18 protein-coding genes are annotated in these 18,084 nt (G+C 40.1%); 3 read left to right on the top strand and 15 right to left on the bottom strand.

The annotated features are described in order from the left end of the window. Position 1 precedes the first annotated feature (1 nt). The 6 genes from rimI to G413_RS0106020 all read right to left on the bottom strand — a co-directional run bounded on the left by rimI (position 2) and on the right by G413_RS0106020 (position 4,868). Positions 2-436 (bottom strand): ribosomal protein S18-alanine N-acetyltransferase, encoded by a 435-nt coding sequence (rimI, locus tag G413_RS0106045; protein ID WP_081637632.1) that lies wholly within the window; start codon positions 434-436, stop codon positions 2-4. Next, entirely contained in the window at positions 433-1,032 is a 600-nt protein-coding gene (gene tsaB / locus G413_RS0106040) for a tRNA (adenosine(37)-N6)-threonylcarbamoyltransferase complex dimerization subunit type 1 TsaB (protein ID WP_022790025.1), read from the bottom strand. Before tsaB ends, rimI begins: the two co-directional genes overlap by 4 nt. After that, a complete protein-coding gene (tsaE, locus tag G413_RS0106035) occupies positions 1,025-1,477 on the bottom strand; it encodes a tRNA (adenosine(37)-N6)-threonylcarbamoyltransferase complex ATPase subunit type 1 TsaE (protein WP_022790024.1) in 453 nt (150 codons plus the stop codon). The genes tsaB and tsaE overlap by 8 nt, the downstream gene beginning before the upstream one ends. Further along, on the bottom strand, positions 1,474-2,820 hold the full coding sequence (locus G413_RS0106030; RefSeq protein ID WP_022790023.1) for a replication-associated recombination protein A: 1,347 nt from the start codon (positions 2,818-2,820) through the stop codon (positions 1,474-1,476). The genes tsaE and G413_RS0106030 overlap by 4 nt, the downstream gene beginning before the upstream one ends. Positions 2,821-2,951: 131 nt before the next feature. Beyond that, entirely contained in the window at positions 2,952-4,520 is a 1,569-nt protein-coding gene (gene hcp, locus G413_RS0106025) for a hydroxylamine reductase (RefSeq protein WP_022790022.1), read from the bottom strand. Positions 4,521-4,535: 15 nt separating this feature from the next. Beyond that, complete coding sequence (locus G413_RS0106020; protein ID WP_022790021.1) at positions 4,536-4,868, bottom strand: cupin domain-containing protein; 333 nt, start codon at positions 4,866-4,868, stop codon at positions 4,536-4,538. A gap of 85 nt (positions 4,869-4,953) precedes the next feature. Between G413_RS0106020 and G413_RS0106015 the strand changes: the two genes are divergently transcribed. Then, positions 4,954-5,631, top strand: a complete 678-nt coding sequence (locus G413_RS0106015; RefSeq protein ID WP_022790020.1) for a Crp/Fnr family transcriptional regulator — start codon at positions 4,954-4,956, stop codon at positions 5,629-5,631. A gap of 15 nt (positions 5,632-5,646) precedes the next feature. Here G413_RS0106015 and G413_RS0106010 read toward each other — a convergent pair whose 3' ends face one another. The 5 genes from G413_RS0106010 to G413_RS0105990 all read right to left on the bottom strand — a co-directional run bounded on the left by G413_RS0106010 (position 5,647) and on the right by G413_RS0105990 (position 12,951). Continuing rightward, on the bottom strand, positions 5,647-7,053 hold the full coding sequence (locus tag G413_RS0106010; RefSeq protein ID WP_022790019.1) for a DUF438 domain-containing protein: 1,407 nt from the start codon (positions 7,051-7,053) through the stop codon (positions 5,647-5,649). 98 nt (positions 7,054-7,151) lie between these two features. Next, positions 7,152-8,282 (bottom strand): beta-aspartyl-peptidase, encoded by a 1,131-nt coding sequence (gene iadA, locus G413_RS0106005; protein ID WP_022790018.1) that lies wholly within the window; start codon positions 8,280-8,282, stop codon positions 7,152-7,154. A 31-nt stretch (positions 8,283-8,313) separates the two neighbouring features. Then, positions 8,314-9,783, bottom strand: coding sequence for a 4-alpha-glucanotransferase (gene malQ, locus G413_RS0106000; protein ID WP_022790017.1), 1,470 nt, complete (start codon positions 9,781-9,783; stop codon positions 8,314-8,316). A 329-nt stretch (positions 9,784-10,112) separates the two neighbouring features. Next, complete coding sequence (locus G413_RS0105995; RefSeq protein ID WP_340140031.1) at positions 10,113-12,650, bottom strand: heavy metal translocating P-type ATPase; 2,538 nt, start codon at positions 12,648-12,650, stop codon at positions 10,113-10,115. 4 nt (positions 12,651-12,654) lie between these two features. Beyond that, the gene (locus tag G413_RS0105990; RefSeq protein WP_022790015.1) at positions 12,655-12,951 is read right to left on the bottom strand and encodes a metal-sensing transcriptional repressor; all 297 of its coding nucleotides are present in this window, start codon (positions 12,949-12,951) and stop codon (positions 12,655-12,657) included. A 91-nt stretch (positions 12,952-13,042) separates the two neighbouring features. On the opposite strand from G413_RS0105990, the gene G413_RS0105985 reads away from it, so the two are divergent. After that, the gene (locus G413_RS0105985) at positions 13,043-13,666 is read left to right on the top strand and encodes a lactate utilization protein (RefSeq protein WP_022790014.1); all 624 of its coding nucleotides are present in this window, start codon (positions 13,043-13,045) and stop codon (positions 13,664-13,666) included. Between the two features lie 320 nt (positions 13,667-13,986). On the opposite strand, the gene G413_RS0105980 is transcribed toward G413_RS0105985, so the two are convergent. After that, positions 13,987-14,205, bottom strand: a complete 219-nt coding sequence (locus G413_RS0105980) for a cation transporter (RefSeq protein WP_022790013.1) — start codon at positions 14,203-14,205, stop codon at positions 13,987-13,989. A gap of 226 nt (positions 14,206-14,431) precedes the next feature. Between G413_RS0105980 and G413_RS0105975 the strand changes: the two genes are divergently transcribed. After that, complete coding sequence (locus tag G413_RS0105975; protein ID WP_022790012.1) at positions 14,432-16,315, top strand: heavy metal translocating P-type ATPase; 1,884 nt, start codon at positions 14,432-14,434, stop codon at positions 16,313-16,315. An 85-nt stretch (positions 16,316-16,400) separates the two neighbouring features. On the opposite strand, the gene G413_RS0105970 is transcribed toward G413_RS0105975, so the two are convergent. The 3 genes from G413_RS0105970 to G413_RS11080 all read right to left on the bottom strand — a co-directional run. Next, a complete protein-coding gene (locus G413_RS0105970; RefSeq protein WP_162138398.1) occupies positions 16,401-16,805 on the bottom strand; it encodes a helix-turn-helix transcriptional regulator in 405 nt (134 codons plus the stop codon). A gap of 8 nt (positions 16,806-16,813) precedes the next feature. Then, the gene (locus tag G413_RS0105965) at positions 16,814-17,182 is read right to left on the bottom strand and encodes a hypothetical protein (RefSeq protein ID WP_022790010.1); all 369 of its coding nucleotides are present in this window, start codon (positions 17,180-17,182) and stop codon (positions 16,814-16,816) included. Between the two features lie 142 nt (positions 17,183-17,324). Next, positions 17,325-18,084 (bottom strand): InlB B-repeat-containing protein (locus G413_RS11080; RefSeq protein WP_037614439.1); only part of this gene is annotated, 760 nt, incomplete at its 5' end.

The following is an 18,084-nucleotide window of genomic DNA, read 5'->3' as shown; positions in this document are numbered from 1 at the left end:
TCTATAACGCCATAGACATCACTACGGCATTTTCTCCATCCGGATAATAATTCTTCGATACATTGACAGGAATCAAACCCAGCTTTTCATACAGCTTTAAAGCCGCCTGGTTAGATTCTCGCACTTCTAATGAAAGAAACTCGCTTTGCGCTTCTCTTGCCTGCTTACATAAAGCATCCATAAGATATGTCCCATAGCCTTTCTTTCGACAGGCAGGATCAATACCGATACGAGCCAGCTGAGCAATCTCAAATGTGATCCATAAAAAGGCATAACCGACGATGTGATCATCTTCTTTTAAAAGATAACCGGTACTAAATGGATTTTCCTGAAGCTCATACAAGCACTGTTCTTTATTCCAAGGTTGTTTAAAACATTGTTTTTCCAGTTCAACAACGATATCTAAGTCTGATTCCTTCATTTCTGTTATATTCATACTTTGTAGGAATCACTTTCTTTTAAATAGTCCGGAACCAGGGCGTGAATGTTTTCTACTTTTTCATAGTAGGGTTCCAGTTCGATGAAATTCTTTAAGAAATCCACTTTCTGTACATCCTGTCCAATCAAATCCGCATCGCCCAATACGATTCCCGTATTTGTTTCGATAAATTCTTTGACTTCATCCAGTGTCAGGATCTGTGTATTTCCCTGAATTTGTCCATCTTCCACGTGTGCCACATAGGCTCTTTGACTGCGGGCATCCAAAATCACATTGGCCTGTTTTTCGATACCGGCATACAACTGCATCGTTGAGACCGTATATAATTCTTTGTGCATCTGTGAACACAGCACTTTGGCAATGGTCATCGCAATACGAATGCCGGTATAAGAACCCGGTCCTTTTGTAATGATGACACGATCAATATCTTTATAGTCTAAATTTGTTTCCTTTAAAAGCCGATTCAGCTCCACAAAAATCGTTTCACTTTGTTTCTTAAAGGCTTCTAAGCTAATACCGGCCAACAGCTCTTTGTCTTTATAAAGCCCTAAAACCAGCTGCTTATACGCACTGTCCATACATAAACTAATCATGATATCCCTCCAGGATCGACTTGGAAACATCTCCCTTGGCTTCCATAGTGATCACTCTGTTTTCATCGATTCCTTCTTCAAAAGAAAGAGAAAGTCTGTCTTCCGGCAACTGGTCTTGAATAAACTGTGACCATTCGACGACGGTAATTCCTTCATCAAAACAATCTTCAAATCCAAGATCCTGACTGGCTCCTTCCAGACGATAGGCATCAATATGATGTAAAGGCTGCCCATTGCCCTGTGTATAAGATTTTAAGATCGTAAACGTAGGGGAATTGATTGTACTTGTCACCCCTAACGCTTTTCCAAAGGCCTTGGTCCAGGTTGTTTTACCGGCTCCCAGATCACCATCCAGCGTGATCACCACATGTTTATTCTGACACAGCCTGGCGATAGCTTGCGCCAAAGCTTGTGTTTCTTCTATCGAATGAATTTCTATTCTCATTTTTTTGTTCCTTTCTGTTGTCTGATTTTATGATAATTGGCTTTAATGGCCTTGATTTGGGCCAATCGTTTCTGCACTTTGACCTCAGAGCCCTGATTACTGGGATGATAGTATTCCTTACCGATCAAGGCATCCGGAAGACAGGTCATATCTGTCATATGAAACGCATAATCATGACTGTATTCATAGCCATCACTATAGCCCAAATCTTTCATGAGTCGAGTTGGCGCATTGCGAATGTGTAAAGGAACCGGCTGATCTAAGGTTTTGATCGCATCCACTTTAACGGTGTTGTAGGCTACCTCCAAAGCATTGGACTTCGGTGCTAAAGCTAAATACACGACCGCATGCGCTAAATGCACATTGCATTCCGGCATTCCCAAAAAATGTGCCGCATGATACGCCGCTACAGTAATCTCCAAAGCCCTGGAATCAGCCATACCGATATCTTCACTGGCCATACGCACCAGACGCCTTGCGACATAAAGCGGATCTTCCCCGGCTTCCAACATACGCGCCAGCCAGTACAAAGCCGCATCCACATCGCTGTTGCGCACACTTTTATGAAGAGCGGAAATCACATTATAATGCTCTTCCCCATGTTTATCATATAATAATGTTTTTCTTTGCAGGCACTGTTGAAGAATTTCCTTCGACACATGGATGCCCTCAATATCGCTGGGTGAGTTATTTACGACCATTTCCAGCGTATTTAAACAAATTCTGGCATCTCCTCCGGCAAAGGAAGCAATCGCATCAACTGCCTCATCATCGATCTCGATATCTAAATTTGCCAACCCTTTCGGGGAAGTTAAGGCACGATGAACCAGATCGATCAAATCTTCCTTTTCTAAAAAATTCAACACAAAGACCTTACACCTTGACAATAAGGCGCTGTTGACCTCAAAGCTTGGATTTTCCGTGGTTGCTCCAATAAGGATAATACTGCCTTTTTCCACATACGGTAAAAACGCATCCTGCTGCGCCTTGTTGAAGCGATGAATTTCATCTACGAACAAAATCGTATTCTGGCCTAAATTCTTCCGTAAATCAGCCTGTTTCATCACTTCTTTGATTTCTTTGATTCCGGATGTGACCGCACTGAAATCGACAAAATAACTCTTCGTCTGATGGGCGATGATTCTGGCCAGTGTTGTCTTTCCTACACCGGGCGGTCCCCAAAAGATCATAGAAGTCACTTTGTCATTTTCGATCATTCTCCATAATAGATTTCCTTTGGCAACCAGTTGTTTTTGTCCTACATATTCCTCTAAAGATTCCGGACGCATTCGATCGGCCAAAGGACGGATATCTTCTGCCTGTAATAAACCTTCTTGTTCCATAGTGTTTTTATTATAGCACAATCAAATTCGAGTGCTTCAAAAAGCACCTCGTTATCAAAAAATTCCTTTCCATAAAAAAAGATCTACCCTTTCTTCAATCATTCATAAGAAAAGATAGATCTTGTTCTCCTCTATCCCACGATACCTTGTAGATCATCCTGCACCGTAGTAATTGGTGCAATATGATAGTTTTCTACCAGATAGTTTAATACATTCGGTGATACAAAGGCCGGTAAGGTTGGTCCCAGCTTGATATTTTCGATACCCAGATAAAGAAGGGTCAACAATACGCAAACTGCTTTTTGTTCATACCACGATAAGATAATGGAAAGCGGCAATTCATTAACACTGCAGTTAAAGGCTTTGGCCAAAGCCAGGGCCACTTGTACGGCGCTGTAAGAGTCGTTACATTGTCCCATATCCATCAATCTTGGCAATCCGGCAACGGTTCCTAAGTCTAAATCGTTAAAACGATATTTACCGCAAGCCAATGTAAGGATCACACTGTCTTTAGGTGCCTGTTCTACGATCTGTGTATAGTAATTTCTTCCCGGTTTTGCACCATCACAACCACCAACTAAGAAGAAACGAGAAATTTTTCCTTCTTTAACCGCCTGTACAACTTGATCGGCCACACCTAATACCGTTCCATGGCCAAATCCTGTGGTGACTGTCGTACCGCCATTGATACCGGTAAATTGTGTATCTTTTTCATAACCGCCTAATTCCAAAGCTTTTTCGATCACCGGTGTAAAGTCTTTATCTTCTCCAATATGCACTAATTCCGGGAATGAAACAAGCTCTGTGGTAAAAATACGGTCTTTATAGTTGGCACGTGGCGGCATCAGACAGTTTGTGGTGAACAATACCGGTGCCGGAATGTCCATAAATTCTTTCTGTTGATTCTGCCAGGCGGTTCCGAAATTTCCTTTTAAATGCGGATATTTCTTTAATTCAGGATAACCATGCGCCGGAAGCATTTCTCCATGTGTATAAATATTGATCCCTTTATCTTTTGTCTGTTCCAAAAGTTGTTTTAAATCATATAGATCGTGTCCGGATACTACGATAAACGGTCCTTTTTCAACCATCAATGGTACTACGGTCGGCTCCGGTGTTCCGTAGGTTTCGGTATTGGCCTGATCCAACAAAGCCATGCACGTATAGTTGTGTTCGCCTACTTTCATCACATATGGCAATAAGGATTCCATACTGTTATTTTCTTTGATGGCGCGAAGGCCTTCAATAAAATACATATCCACACCGGAATCGGTATACCCTAACACACGGGCATGATAGGCATAGGCTGCCATGCCTCGAAGTCCAAATAAGATCAACGATTTTAAAGAACGAACATCTTCATTATCATTCCAGATTTGATTCATATCATAATCCACAGGAACCTCTGATAAAGTTGCCTGTTCCTGGGCGTGCACCTGATCGATCAAAGCCTGCACTGTCTCTTCATTAAAGTTGACATTGGTGACAGTTGTGAATAAACAATCGACAAACAATTTTCTAACCGTATCTTCTACATTCTCTTTGCCTTTTAGGGCATCGGCAAAACTGATCAGGGCTCCAGTCAGTTGATCTTGCAGACGGGCAACGGCTGCGGGTTTTCCGCAAACACCGGCTTGTGCCATACAACCGGTACATCCGGCTGTCTGTTCACATTGAAAACAAAACATTTGATTTTCCATTTTTATTCCTCTTTTCTAAAATACAACCACTAACATCATCTTGAAGTTCTCTTTGGCAAGCACCGCATGAGGATGACAAGCCGGCATGACGATGGATTCGCCTTCCTTCAATTCATAGTCTTTTCCATCGATTGTGATAAGACCGACACCATCTAAACCGGTTACAAACGCATCGCCCTTCGATTCATGAGTACTGATCTCTTCTCCTTTAGAAAAAGAAAACAGTGTGATACTTATCGCATCATTCTGCACCAATGTTTTCGAAATGATTTGGCCTTGTTGGTAGGCTAATTCTTCTTTCAAACGAAGCACCTGTGATTTTTCAATATTCTTTAAAAGACTTTCCATAGGCATCCTCCTTGTCTTACTGAAAACAGAGTACTACAATAAAACAAAATAATATGTTGTTTTAACAACAAAAAGGATGATTTTTATGAATACAGCTTTCTTATCCAAAACGCTATTATTTCAAGGAATCCGGGAGCATGAGATCGAAGCCATGTTGAAATGTTTAGGGGCCCATGAAAAAGAATATAAAAAAGGGCAAACCATCTATCAGGCCGGACAAACAGTTAAAGATTTAGGACTGGTTTTAAGCGGTGGCGTCAATATCGTTGTCTATGATTACTGGGGCAACAGTACAATCTTTAGTCATATAGCACCTGGTCAAATCTTTGCGGAAACCTATAGTGCCATGGGTAAGGAAGAATTATTGGTTAATGTCATAGCTGATCAAGACAGTCATATCTTATTTGTCGATACATACAAACTTATGACGACTTGTCAACACGCCTGTCCTTACCATCAGCGGGCTATCCACAATTTGATTCGCATCTCTGCGCAAAAAAATTTGAATTTATCCAAACGAATGTTGCATACAGCACCCAAATCGATTCGTGGAAGACTGGTATCTTATTTATCTGAACAAGCTCTGCAGCATGGAACCAATCGATTTTATATTCCTTTTTCCCGCCAGCAGTTAGCTGACTATCTGGGTGTGGATCGCAGCGCTTTATCCAATGAACTCTCCAAGATGCAAAAAGACGGACTGCTTCAATATCATAAAAATGAATTTATCTTAACTTCCTGGGATGAAAAAAATCTGGCATGACACCAGATTTTTCTTTTACTTCGTCTGTTTTAAAAAATGTTCTTTGGCAAAATCCATTTCCTGTACAAATTCTCCGGTTCCAACATAGTCTCCGTTCGCATCACGAATGGCCATATATCGTACCAGTAACGTTTTGCCCATCTTTTCCATCCATACATCGACCGAATCTTTTCTTCCATTTCTGAAATCATCGATGATCTTACGAACCATCGGTTCAATTTTAGGCGGGTGGCAAGAAAAAACTTCTCGATCGATTGCCATATTCGGTCGTTTAAACAATTTATAACCTTCATTAAAATACCGATTGATATTTTGTTCATCGACAAAGGAAATTTCCATAGGGATCGTATTCAATAACGCCTGCAGTTGTTTTGGATTCATATGCCCACTCGGTAAGATGATTTCCTGATCCTGCAACTTCATTTCCCCCTGTTTTGTTCGAGCTTCTTCCCAAACCGGGATCGTATCCATAAGACATGGTTCATAGCCTAATGAATCTTTATAAATCTGCTCCCATTCATCTTTTGTGAAGTTTTCGGCACATAAAGGAAATAAAATATTGTTTTCTTTATAGATCATCTCCTGCGCTCTTTGAATGGTGTTTAGATACGTTTCTTTCCAATCCGCATCCATCGTTGGATTTTTAGCTAAACGGCGAAGCTGATCACGAATTTCATCATCCACACCCCACATGACATCTGATGGACCTGATATACCATAACGCACCTTTAATAATGGATATAAAAGATCTCCCTTTTTCGCATAGTGAATGGAGATATCTCGAAGCTGGTTCAACAACTCCAGGGTTTCTTTGGCATTTTCTATCTGTTCCTGTGCCTTTTCTAAAAGCTTGTCAATATAGACATTTTCTAAGGCAAACGTAGAGAGAGGATGACCGGGAATGGCAATCAGTGTATCCGCCTTTTGGTGATGTAACGAATCCTCTACCGCTTGTTCGGCCTGATCGATTTTTTCCTGTCTTGTCGCTCCGTGAAACAGAGCGGAATGTACATCACAAAGCTGCTGCACTTCCCAGTAAGGCACACCGGACATGATCATTTCCTGCTCGGCCTGCATGATTTCAGAAGCATCCACTTCTTTAAAGTTGTGCACAAAGTCAGCACGTACACTTTCTAAGTCTTCTCCTTCATTCAATCGTTGGATATAACTTTTTAATAAAGCCTGACGATCCACATAACCTTCTACTTCAAAACCGGCTTTCTGTAAAGCTTCGACAATCAACTTTAAATCAATCCCTTTGATTTTGGCGCCATTTAAAAGTGTCATGACACATCCTGCCGTCTGCATGGCTGTTTGTTTCGTAATTTCGGTAAATCCCAGTTGATATAAAATATCAATCACTTCCGGATACTGCGTACAGATTTCAAATACACTTTTCTGTAAATCAATTTTCTTGTCCATAAATATTCTCCTTGTATTCTTATTCATATTATAGGAGAACTCGATTATAAATCACGTTGTTTGAACAACAAAAAGATTAGTTTTCTCTAACAATTGATCTAAAACATCTCTTTGGTCAATAATTTTCCATTTTTCATCAAAATATTGCCCTGTGCAATTACTGTATCTAAGTTTAAATCTTTATCCCACAACAGAAGATCGGCATCACTGCCCTTTTGAATCACGCCTTTTTTTGGATAAAGCTCTAATGCTTTGGCAACATTACGACATCCTAACGCCAAGGCATCCTCCATGGACCAGTTTTTCTGTTTAACCAGATAGACGATCTGTTTATATATCGTATCGACATCCGATACGCCGATTTGTAAAAGATTTCCCCGGGCATCATATTTTGACCAGCTGCCCTGGCCATCAGAACTCAAAGTCACCTGATCCATACAGACACCTTCTTCCTTAATTTTCATCAATGCCTGATATACACCTTCTGTAGAATCGCAAGTGATATCGATCGTTCCCCCTCTTTTCGCAAAACTGATGGCTTGTTGTAGTAAGGCGGGATTACGATTGACATGCGTCGGCTGAAATGTCTTAATAGGAATATCTGTTTGATCCAGAATATCCATTACCATTTGTAAGCCTTGTTTCTCATCGCCTAAATGCAGTGTCAAAATCCCGGCTTTTTTTGACAACATGCCCGCCACGCGAACATCACTTGCCAGATGCATCAATTCTTCTGATGTAACATGACTGGATCGATGATCGGATAAGGCCAGTTTGCAGCCGATGATTTCTTCAATAAATACAATATCTTTTTGAACCGAATCTGTAATCGTAGTACTGGGATACCCGTAAGCACCTGTCATACAATAGACAGATATCCCCTGTTCTTTTAAGGCCTTTGCCTTGGCAACTAGATTCTCGACACTTCGTGTGATCCCATCGGTTCCTAAAAGGCCAACGACTGTCGTTAATCCACCGTAAATCAAACGGGATGCCGTCACTGCCGGTGCCTGTGTACAAAAGCCACCTTCACCACCGCCTCCGGTGATATGTAGATGACGATCGATCAGTCCGGGCGTTAGTATTTTACCGGTCGCATCGATACAATCTATACCATTTATGATTGGTAAAGTCTTACTTACCGCTTCAATTTTTCCACCGGCGATCCATACATCCTGAATGCCTTTATCTTGTGGTGCATATACATGTGCATTTTTAATTTGTAACATACGAACATCCTTTCATAAAAAAGACACAGATCTAACGACCTGCATCGATGATCCATGGCTTTGTTTTTAAAAGCTCCTGTGGAAATGTCTTAAAATCTTTTAGTTTCCATGTCCAATTATGATCACTGACCGTTCCCGGAAGGTTGATTCTAGCTTCTTCTTTATAGCCGCAAATATCCCAAATCGGTAAGATCGCAAGATCTGCTTTTGTATCCAGCGCATAATGACAAACAATATCATAGAACGCCCGTTCCGTATAGCCTCTTTTTTTAAAGAAACGGCGTAAACTGATGCGGCGATTCGAATCATATTTTCCATATTCTTCCATGATCGTTCCATTATCATGCGTTCCGGTATAAACGACCTTGTGCTTTGGCAATGGTTTTCTTAATAGCTTGGATTCCATTTTAAACAACAAAACTTCCATGCCCGGAATATGATTGGCTTCAGCCAGTTCGGTCACTTCTTTTCGAATAATGCCCAGATCCTCGGCAATCAATTCTACATTTGGACGTGCCTTTTTGATCGCATCCAAAAGCTTTTGGGCCGGTCCCAGCACCCATTCTCCTTCAATTGCCGTCGGACAAGAAGCCGGGATCTTCCAGTATGTATCAAAAGCGCGGAAATGATCAATTCGTACTTTGTCAAAGTATCGAGCGGTCCAGCAAACTCTGTCACACCAGAATTTAAAACCATCTTTTTCCTGTGCCTCAAAATCATAGATTGGCATACCCCATCGCTGCCCTGTTTCACTGAAATAATCCGGTGGACAGCCTGCCACAAATTCTGGCTTGCCATCTTCATCCAACAAAAAATACTCCTTATTGCCCCATACATCGGCACTGTCATAATCGACATAAAAAGGAATATCTCCCATGATCTCTAATCCTTTTTGATGGGCATAGTCAACAACTTCCTGAAATTGTTTATAAAAGACAAACTGTAAAAAGCGATAATAGTCCATCTGGTCTTGATAATCTTCCAGATCAATATCATGTTCCTCTGAGAAATTGCGGTATTCTTCATCCCATTCATTCCAGGAAGCTCCCTCATGAAGTTCATGAAATAATTGGTAAGTTACCCAATCATCCAGCCAAAAGGCTTCTTTCAAGAACAAATCATATTCACTTTGAAACAAATCTATATTTTTCTTAAAGGCTTTGTAGGCACGTTCAAAATATTTTTCTTTAAATTCCTTTACTTGTGGATAATCCACAAAATTTTTAAACTTATTACAATTGATCACCGAGCTTTGGGTCAAAAGTCCCCACTCGCTCAAACGGTCAATGTTGATATAGATAGGATCGCCGGCAAAACTGGAAAGTGTCTGATATGGTGAATGCGTAAATCCTGTCACCTGTAACGGCAACATCTGCCATACTTTATATCCAGCTTCCACGATACAATCGATCATTTTTAATGTCTTTGCCCCAAAGTCTCCAATGCCCTGATTTCCCGGCACAGAAAACAACGGACATAGAAGGCCTGCCTTTCTGTCCATATTCTGTAACCCCTTTCAATACGTCAATTCTAACACATTTTAAGCTGTTTTGGGGTAAGAAAAATAGGTTTTTCTAACTTTTATACAGCTATGTATATTTACATAATATAAATATAGTTTATTTATTTACATATTTATAAATTTGTAAATAAATGAATCCAAGAATGACAAAAAATGAGCTTGTACTCGCCTGTTCTTATATGTATGCACTAGATAAAACTCATGATTTCCGATAAAGAATCGATTGTGTAATCTGCTTTTGAGACGTCAAATTTCTCACAAAAAAAGAATCTTGCTCGAATAAATCAAGAAGATTCTCTTTATCATTCTTACTCTACTGATACAGGTGTATATCCTGCATCTTCAACCGCTTTTTTCAGAATATCCTCTTTTACATCGGCTTCCATTTCGATCTTAGCCGATCCACTCTCCAAATCTACATCCGCTTTGATAACACCGGTTACATCCTCCAAAGCTTTTTTTACATGAGCCACACAATGTTGGCACATCATTCCTTCAATTTTCATTGTTTTTGTCATTTTTTCTTCCTCTACTTTCTTTTCTTGTTGTTTTGTTTCTTGAATTTCCATTACAATTTCTGGTTTAAACCAACGTAAACGTAAGGCATTGGTACATACACAAACAGAGCTGAGCGACATGGCCGCACTTCCGATCATCGGCGATAAAAGCCATCCAAAGAACGGATAGTAAATACCGGCAGCCAATGGGATTCCTAACGCATTATAGAAAAATGCCCAGAACAGATTCATATGAATATTTCGAATCGTTTTTCTGCTTAAATCGATGGCTGTATTGACATCCAGTAAAGAGCTTTTCATCAATACAACATCGGCACTGTCAATCGCAATATCCGTACCATTACCAATCGCAATACCGATATCTGCCCGCATCAATGCCGGTGCATCGTTAATACCATCACCAACCATGATGACCTTGCGCCCCTGTCCTTGCAGAGTGCGAATGACATTTTCCTTATCGGTTGGCAACACATCACTAATTACTTCATCCACCAACAGCTCTTTGGCAATTGTCTGAGCTGTTTTCTGATTATCACCCGTCAACATCACCACATGCATTCCTTTTTCTTTGAATGCTTGAATGGCGGCCTTACTTGTTTCCTTGATCGTATCGGCTACATTGATCCAACCGATCACCTTTTGTTCCTGTACAAAGATCAGTGGTGTCCAGCCCTTACCGGCGGCTTCTTCAATCGCATGTACGATTTCATCTGTAAACACAACACCTTGTTCCTTACAGAATTTATAGTTGCCGGCCAATAGGTGTTTCCCCTGTACCACACCTTTGATTCCTTTGCCACTGATCGATTCAAACTGATCAACCGGCAGTAAATCAACTTTATTTTCTTGTGCATGATCGACTACAGCTTTGGCCAAAGGATGTCCGCTGCCTACTTCCAAACTGGCTGCTAAAGCTAGAAACTGCCTTTGATCCAAATCGGTCACAACTTGTTGCACACTAGGCTTTCCGCTGGTAATCGTCCCGGTCTTATCTAATACGATCGTATCCATATAAGCCATATTTTCCAAAGCTGCTGCATTTTTGATCAAAATACCATACTCTGCCGCTTTCCCGGTCGAAACCATAATGGCAACCGGTGTTGCCAACCCCAGAGCACATGGACAACTGATTACTAGGACAGCTACCGCATTCGATAAGGCAAACTCAAAAGTTTGGCCCACAAGAATCCATACGATTCCTGTGACGATCGCAATACCAATCACGATGGGAACAAAGATACCGCTGACTTTATCCGCCACACGAGCAATCGGTGCTTTGGAATTTCCGGCTTCATCCACCAGCTTAATGATTTGTGCCAATGTCGTATCTTGTCCGACCTTAGTTGCTTCAAAGATAAAAGAACCATTCTGATTCAAAGTGGCTGATATAACTGTATCTCCAACTTCTTTATCCACCGGTACACTTTCTCCGGTGATAGCACTTTGATCCAAGACTCCATTACCGGAAAGAATCGTACCATCTGCCGGAACTCGATCTCCCGGACGAATGACAACATGATCATGTGGCATCAGTTCACTGGCTAAGATCATCTTTTCTTTGCCATTGCGAATCACACATGCATTTTTTGGACTTAGATCCATCAACTTATCCAACGCATCGCCCGTTTTTCGCTTTGATCGAGATTCCAAATATTTTCCTACACTTACTAATGTAACGATCATGGCAGCCGACTCAAAATATAACGCATGCATGGAGTGATGTACCATCATCATATCACTATGTCCAAATCCATAAGCCATACGATATAAAGCGTATAATCCATACACAAAGCTGGCCCCGGAACCAATGGCGACCAAGCTGTCCATATTCGGTGCCTTATGAAACAAAGACTTAAAACCATGAATGAAGAAATGTCTTTGAATGCATAAGATCAACATGGAAATCAACACCTGACTCAAGCCGGAGATCATCGCATTTTCTTCACCGGCCAAAATAGGCAGTCCCAACATTGGTCCCATCGCAATCAACATCAAGGGGATCAATAAAAGAATTGAAACCAAAAGTCGATGAAACGAAGCATCTTGTTCTTTTTTCGCATCTGCTCTTTTTTGATCCCATTCTTCCTGAAATGAAGCATCTTCTTTCTTTGTTCCTTTTTCTCTTGCCACATATCCGGCATGCTCTACCGCATCACAAATCGATGCCACGCTGGTCTTGGCTTCATCATATTCCACTCGCATCGAATTTGATAATAAAGAAACATCTACATTTTCTACACCATCCAGCTTGGAAACGGCCTTTGTGACATTGGCCTGGCAAGCTGAACATGTCATTCCTGTCACATCAAACTGTTTTTTCATCGACATCCCTCTATTTCAATTTTTTAACTAACATCATGACTTCTTCCATGACCTCCGGATCTTCTTCTTTTGCCTTTTCCCGCACACAAGTTTCCAGATGATCATGAAGGATCAAATAGCCTAAAGACTGTAAGGCACTCTCCAATGCCGAAACCTGAATCAAAATATCGCCACAGTAGCGTCCTTCATCTAACATTTTTTCAATACCTGTCAGTTGCCCCATCATACGATGCAGACGATTTTTTAACATTTTTACCTCCGTCTGCGGACGCGGTGTATGTTTTTTATGTTCTGTATTTTCTGTCATATTCATCACCTTTCGTTAGAATTATATACCTATATAGGGTATATATCAAGTGATATGATGCGCTATAATAACAATACAGGGAGGTGCGATCATGAATCCTAAACAACTATCTTTTCAAAATACGGCCCAAACCATTATCAAAAATCTAAATAAGCGTAATATGCAGGGCTACTATTGCGCCACAAAAGAAGAAGCTTTACAAAAAGCATTACAACTGATGCCGGCTAAAAGTTCTGTTGGCTGGGGTGGCTCCATGACTTTGGATGAAATCGGACTTTTGGATGTGATCAAACAGGGCGATTATAACGCCATCGATCGAACACAGGGCGATCCAAAAGAACAGGCTTCTAAGATATTTCTGGCTGATTACTTTTTAATGAGCACCAATGCGATTACTTTAGATGGAGAATTGATCAATATCGATGGTCGGGCAAACCGCATTTGTTATCTATGTTATGGACCGGAGCATGTATTGATCATTGCCGGTATGAATAAGGTGGTACCAGATGTTGAAAGTGGCATCAAGCGTGTTCGGAATATGGCTACACCACCAAATACCACAAGACTTCATAAAGATACACCTTGTGCCAAAGTTGGTCGATGCATGGATTGCCTGGCTCTTGACTGCATCTGTAATCAAGTTTTGGTGACCAGAAGAAGTGGGCAGGCTGGCAGAATTTCTGTAATTCTTGTAGGCGAAGAACTGGGATATTGATTCCATCAAAGAAGCTATAACAATTGATTGGTTTCCAGTGTTATAGCTTCTTTCATTTTTTTGTACTTAATATTCATAAACTCTTTATAGGATCAAATTAGACTAACTTAAAATAGCTATAGTACATTATTCTTATATTCCTCCATCATTATGGCTGCCATAATCGTTTCTATTCATTAGTATTATGCCAAGAAAAAAAGATCCATAAAAATAAAGAAATGTTGTTTCTTTAACGTTCGAAAGAATACTTTTCTTCATCTATAAGAGTTATACAAAAGAAGCCATCCGCTCTATCGCTGATGACTTCTTATCAATGCTACCTAGAAAAATATCTCACAATCCGATTCCACTTTTTTACAGTTCTTTAAGACCTGCTCCATAACGCTGGAAACATCTGCATTTTCTTCAAATTCTACTTTCATTTTTAATGTCATGAAGTTGACAACTGCATCCTTAACACCTTCTGTTTTCTTGGCTGCATCTTCCATCTTATTGGCGCAATTAGCACAATCTACATCAATCTTATACGTCTTTTTCATAAAAATCTCCTTTAGTTTATTAATTGAGCAATCATTTAATTGATAACTATAATTTACCTTATTTAGAAAATTATGCAAGTATAAACTCATCTTTTTGTTAAAAAATAGTTTTCTTTTACTTCCATGAAAAAAGAATAGATTTTACTTGATTCTTTATTAGAATGATGTATAGTATAAGTGTCAATTGAATAGTTGTTCAATCATTATATTGATCGGGGGTTTCCTTATGAATAAGAAACAGAAAAAGATGTTGGTTCGTATTCTATTAGCAGCTGCTTTTATGATCGGATTACATTTTATAGAAATAGAAGGATGGTATCGTTTTATCGCCTACATGATTCCTTATCTGATCGTTGGTTATGATATTTTGATCAAAGCTGGAAAAGGAATTTTAAACCATCAGGTTTTTGATGAATGCTTCTTGATGGCTGTCGCGACTTTGGGAGCCATAGCGCTTGCCATTTATGATAACGGGGATTATACCGAAGCAATTGCGGTTATGTTGTTTTATCAGATCGGTGAATTGTTCCAAAGTTATGCGGTTGGTAAAAGTCGCAGAAACATCAGTGATTTAATGGATATTCGTCCGGATTATGCCAATATAGAAAATAACGGGACATTGGAAAAGGTGGATCCGGATGAGGTAGAAATCGGCAGTGTGATCGTTGTACAGCCGGGAGAAAAAGTTCCGATCGATGGCATTGTCCTAGAAGGAAACTCCAGCTTAAATACCAGCGCTTTAACAGGGGAAAGTCTGCCTCGCGATATCAAAGCCGGAGATGCGATCATCAGTGGATGTATCAACATGAGTGGTGTTCTAAAAATTAAGACGACAAAAGAATTTGATGAATCCACAGCTTCCAAAATTTTGGACCTTGTAGAAAATGCCAGTTCCAGAAAGTCTAGATCGGAAGCATTTATTTCCCGTTTTGCCCGTATTTATACACCAGCCGTTTGTTACAGCGCTTTAGCTTTGACTATCTTACCACCCATCGTTCGTATGTTAGGCATGAATTTAGATCCAGAATGGCATGTATGGATGTATCGTGCATTGACCTTTCTTGTAATCAGCTGCCCATGTGCCCTTGTCATCAGCATTCCTTTAAGTTTCTTTGCCGGTATCGGTGGTGCCAGTAAAGCTGGTGTTTTGGTAAAAGGATCCAATTATTTAGAAACATTATCAAAAACTAAAATCGTTGTCTTTGACAAGACCGGTACATTAACACAGGGCGTTTTTGAAGTCAGCGGTATTCATCATAATCAAATTGAAAATGATAAGCTGATTGAGATTGCAGCTTTGGCAGAGAGTGCCTCTTCGCATCCTATCAGTAAAAGCCTACAGCGCGCCTATCACCATGAAATTGACCGCTCCCGCGTAAAAGATATTCAGGAAATCAGCGGTCATGGTATTGTTGCCAAAGTCGATGGACAAGATGTCTTGATTGGAAATACAAGACTTATGGAAAAATACCACATTCCTTATAAAGAATGTCATCATACCGGAACGATCCTTCATATGGCCATCAACGGTCAATACGCAGGACACATTGTCATTTCTGATATGTTAAAACCAACTTCTTTAAAGGCAATGCAGGCTTTAAAAAGCTGTGGAATCGAAAAGTTAGTCATGTTGACCGGCGATATTAAAAAAGTGGCCGATTCAATTGGTCAAAAATTAGGATTAGATGCCGTTTACAGTAACCTTTTACCAGGTGATAAAGTAGAAAAAGTAGAAGAGCTTTTATCGTCCAAACCAGAGCACGCAAAACTGGCCTTTGTTGGGGATGGCATTAATGATGCTCCCGTTCTATCAAGAGCCGACATTGGAATTGCCATGGGTGCCATGGGAAGTGATGCGGCCATCGAAGCAGCGGATATCGTCTTAATGGATGATGATCCTATGCAAATTCCAAAGGCTATCAAAATATCAAAAAAATGTCTTCGCATCGTTTATGAAAACATTGTATTTGCCATCGGTGTAAAACTAATCTGCTTACTATTAGGGGCGTTAGGTTTAACGAATATGTGGATTGCAATCTTTGCCGATGTCGGTGTTATGGTTATTGCCGTATTAAACGCAATACGAGCTTTATTTGTCAACAAACTATAATTACATACAATAAAGAACAGGTATACCTCTGAAGGGATCGTCCTGTTCTTTTTTCATGGGTTCTAAACGAATTCACTCCAGATTTTTATAATAAAGACTTTATATATTCACTCGGACTCATACCAAAATAGTTTTTAAACTTTCGTGAAAAGTAATACAACGAATGATATCCCAGTTGATATGCGATTTCAGAAATTGTATATCCATGCTCCTGCAACAAAAGTTTTGCCCTTTTCATCTTGACATCTGCAATATACTGTTTTGGTGTCAAATCTAAAGCATTACGAAACATACCTTGTAATGAACTTCTGGATACGAAAAAAATACGACACAACTCTTCTACACTTATATCCTTATCCATGTGATTCTCTATATATAAAAGAATCGGTTCCAATTCATCGTCTGTTACAAGCCCTCTAGATTCCTTCTTAGAACTTCTTTGTCCCCATAAAGCTTGAATCAAAATCCTTTGAAAGATGACTAATGACATTTCTGTATTCATCCATGAATCAAACTGATTTCCTTTATAAACCGTTTCATTTCCAAACGCATTTGTTGAGAAGTGAGTATAATCTTATTTTTAAGATTCTCCGGAATGTTCGTTTCCATTTCAAAAAATATCGTTAAACAGGAACAACCTGAAAATGCATCAGTGTACTGACTATGTTTTTGATTAGGATAATACACCATACATTGTGAAGAATGTAAAATATATTCTTTATTATAGACAACCGTATATAGTTGTCCGCTATCTACATAGGTAAATTCAAAATAAGAATGAGAAGATGATAAAAACTTATAATTTGGTTTTCGATGTTGATAAAAACAAGTCAAAATTTCTTTAACTCTAATACAAGATTGAATCATACAGCATTCTCTTCTTTATATACAAAGGTATTCCCTCCCTTTAAACATTGTCAATTTATAGTTATATATTTGTTGTGATTAAATTTTTGACCATAAGAAAAGGATGAAAGCATTTAGCTCTCATCCTTGTTCAAAGAAGTAATTAGTTTTTTCTTCTTTTCTTTAATGCAGCTAAGATTCCCAGTCCAGCTAAAGCACTGGTAGCCAGTGATGCGAAGATACCTACGTTTGTAGCTGTTGCGGTATCTTCACCATCTGTACTTTCAGAATCTTCATTAGAATCTGAATCTTCTGGTTTAGTTAAATCTTGATCATCGTCTGCAATTCCATCGCCGTTGCTGTCTACTCGCCATGTCGCTGTGAATGTGACATCCTGCGCCGGCATCATGAATTGACCATCTTCGTTGACGTCTACATCCTCTGTCGTCCATCCGCTGAATACATAGCCGCTTCTTGTTGGAACCTGTGTGCTAACCGTCTGTGTGGTATTCTTCAATACATTCGGTTGCGCTGCTGGCATATTGCCAACTTCTTCGTCGGTTCCGGCTTCATAGCTGATCGTGTATTTCGTTTCATCTTCGTCCGGTTTATTGTCATGGTTCTTGTCTTCTTTCCATGTTGCTGTATACGTTTCATCGTCCGCCGGAACAACCACGTTGCCCTCTTCATCGGTCGTCAATGCTGGTGTCCATCCGTCAAAGGCCCAGTCATCTCCTTCGGTATCGACAACACTTGGAACGCTCATTTCCAGTCCTGGTACAAGGTTGGTCAGGCTGGCTTCGCCGTCGATCGTACCCTTGCCACTGTCTTCTTCCGCAATCTGGAATGTGACATCGACATACTGTTCTTCGTCCGCAACACCGTCGTTGTTCTTGTCTGCCTTATACTGTGCGGTATAAGTC

The organism is Faecalicoccus pleomorphus DSM 20574 (assembly GCF_000420345.1).
Taxonomy (GTDB): Bacteria; Bacillota_I; Bacilli_A; order Erysipelotrichales; family Erysipelotrichaceae; genus Faecalicoccus; species Faecalicoccus pleomorphus.
Note: the sequence above shows the minus strand (reverse complement) of the source record. Positions and strands in the feature narration are given on the sequence as shown.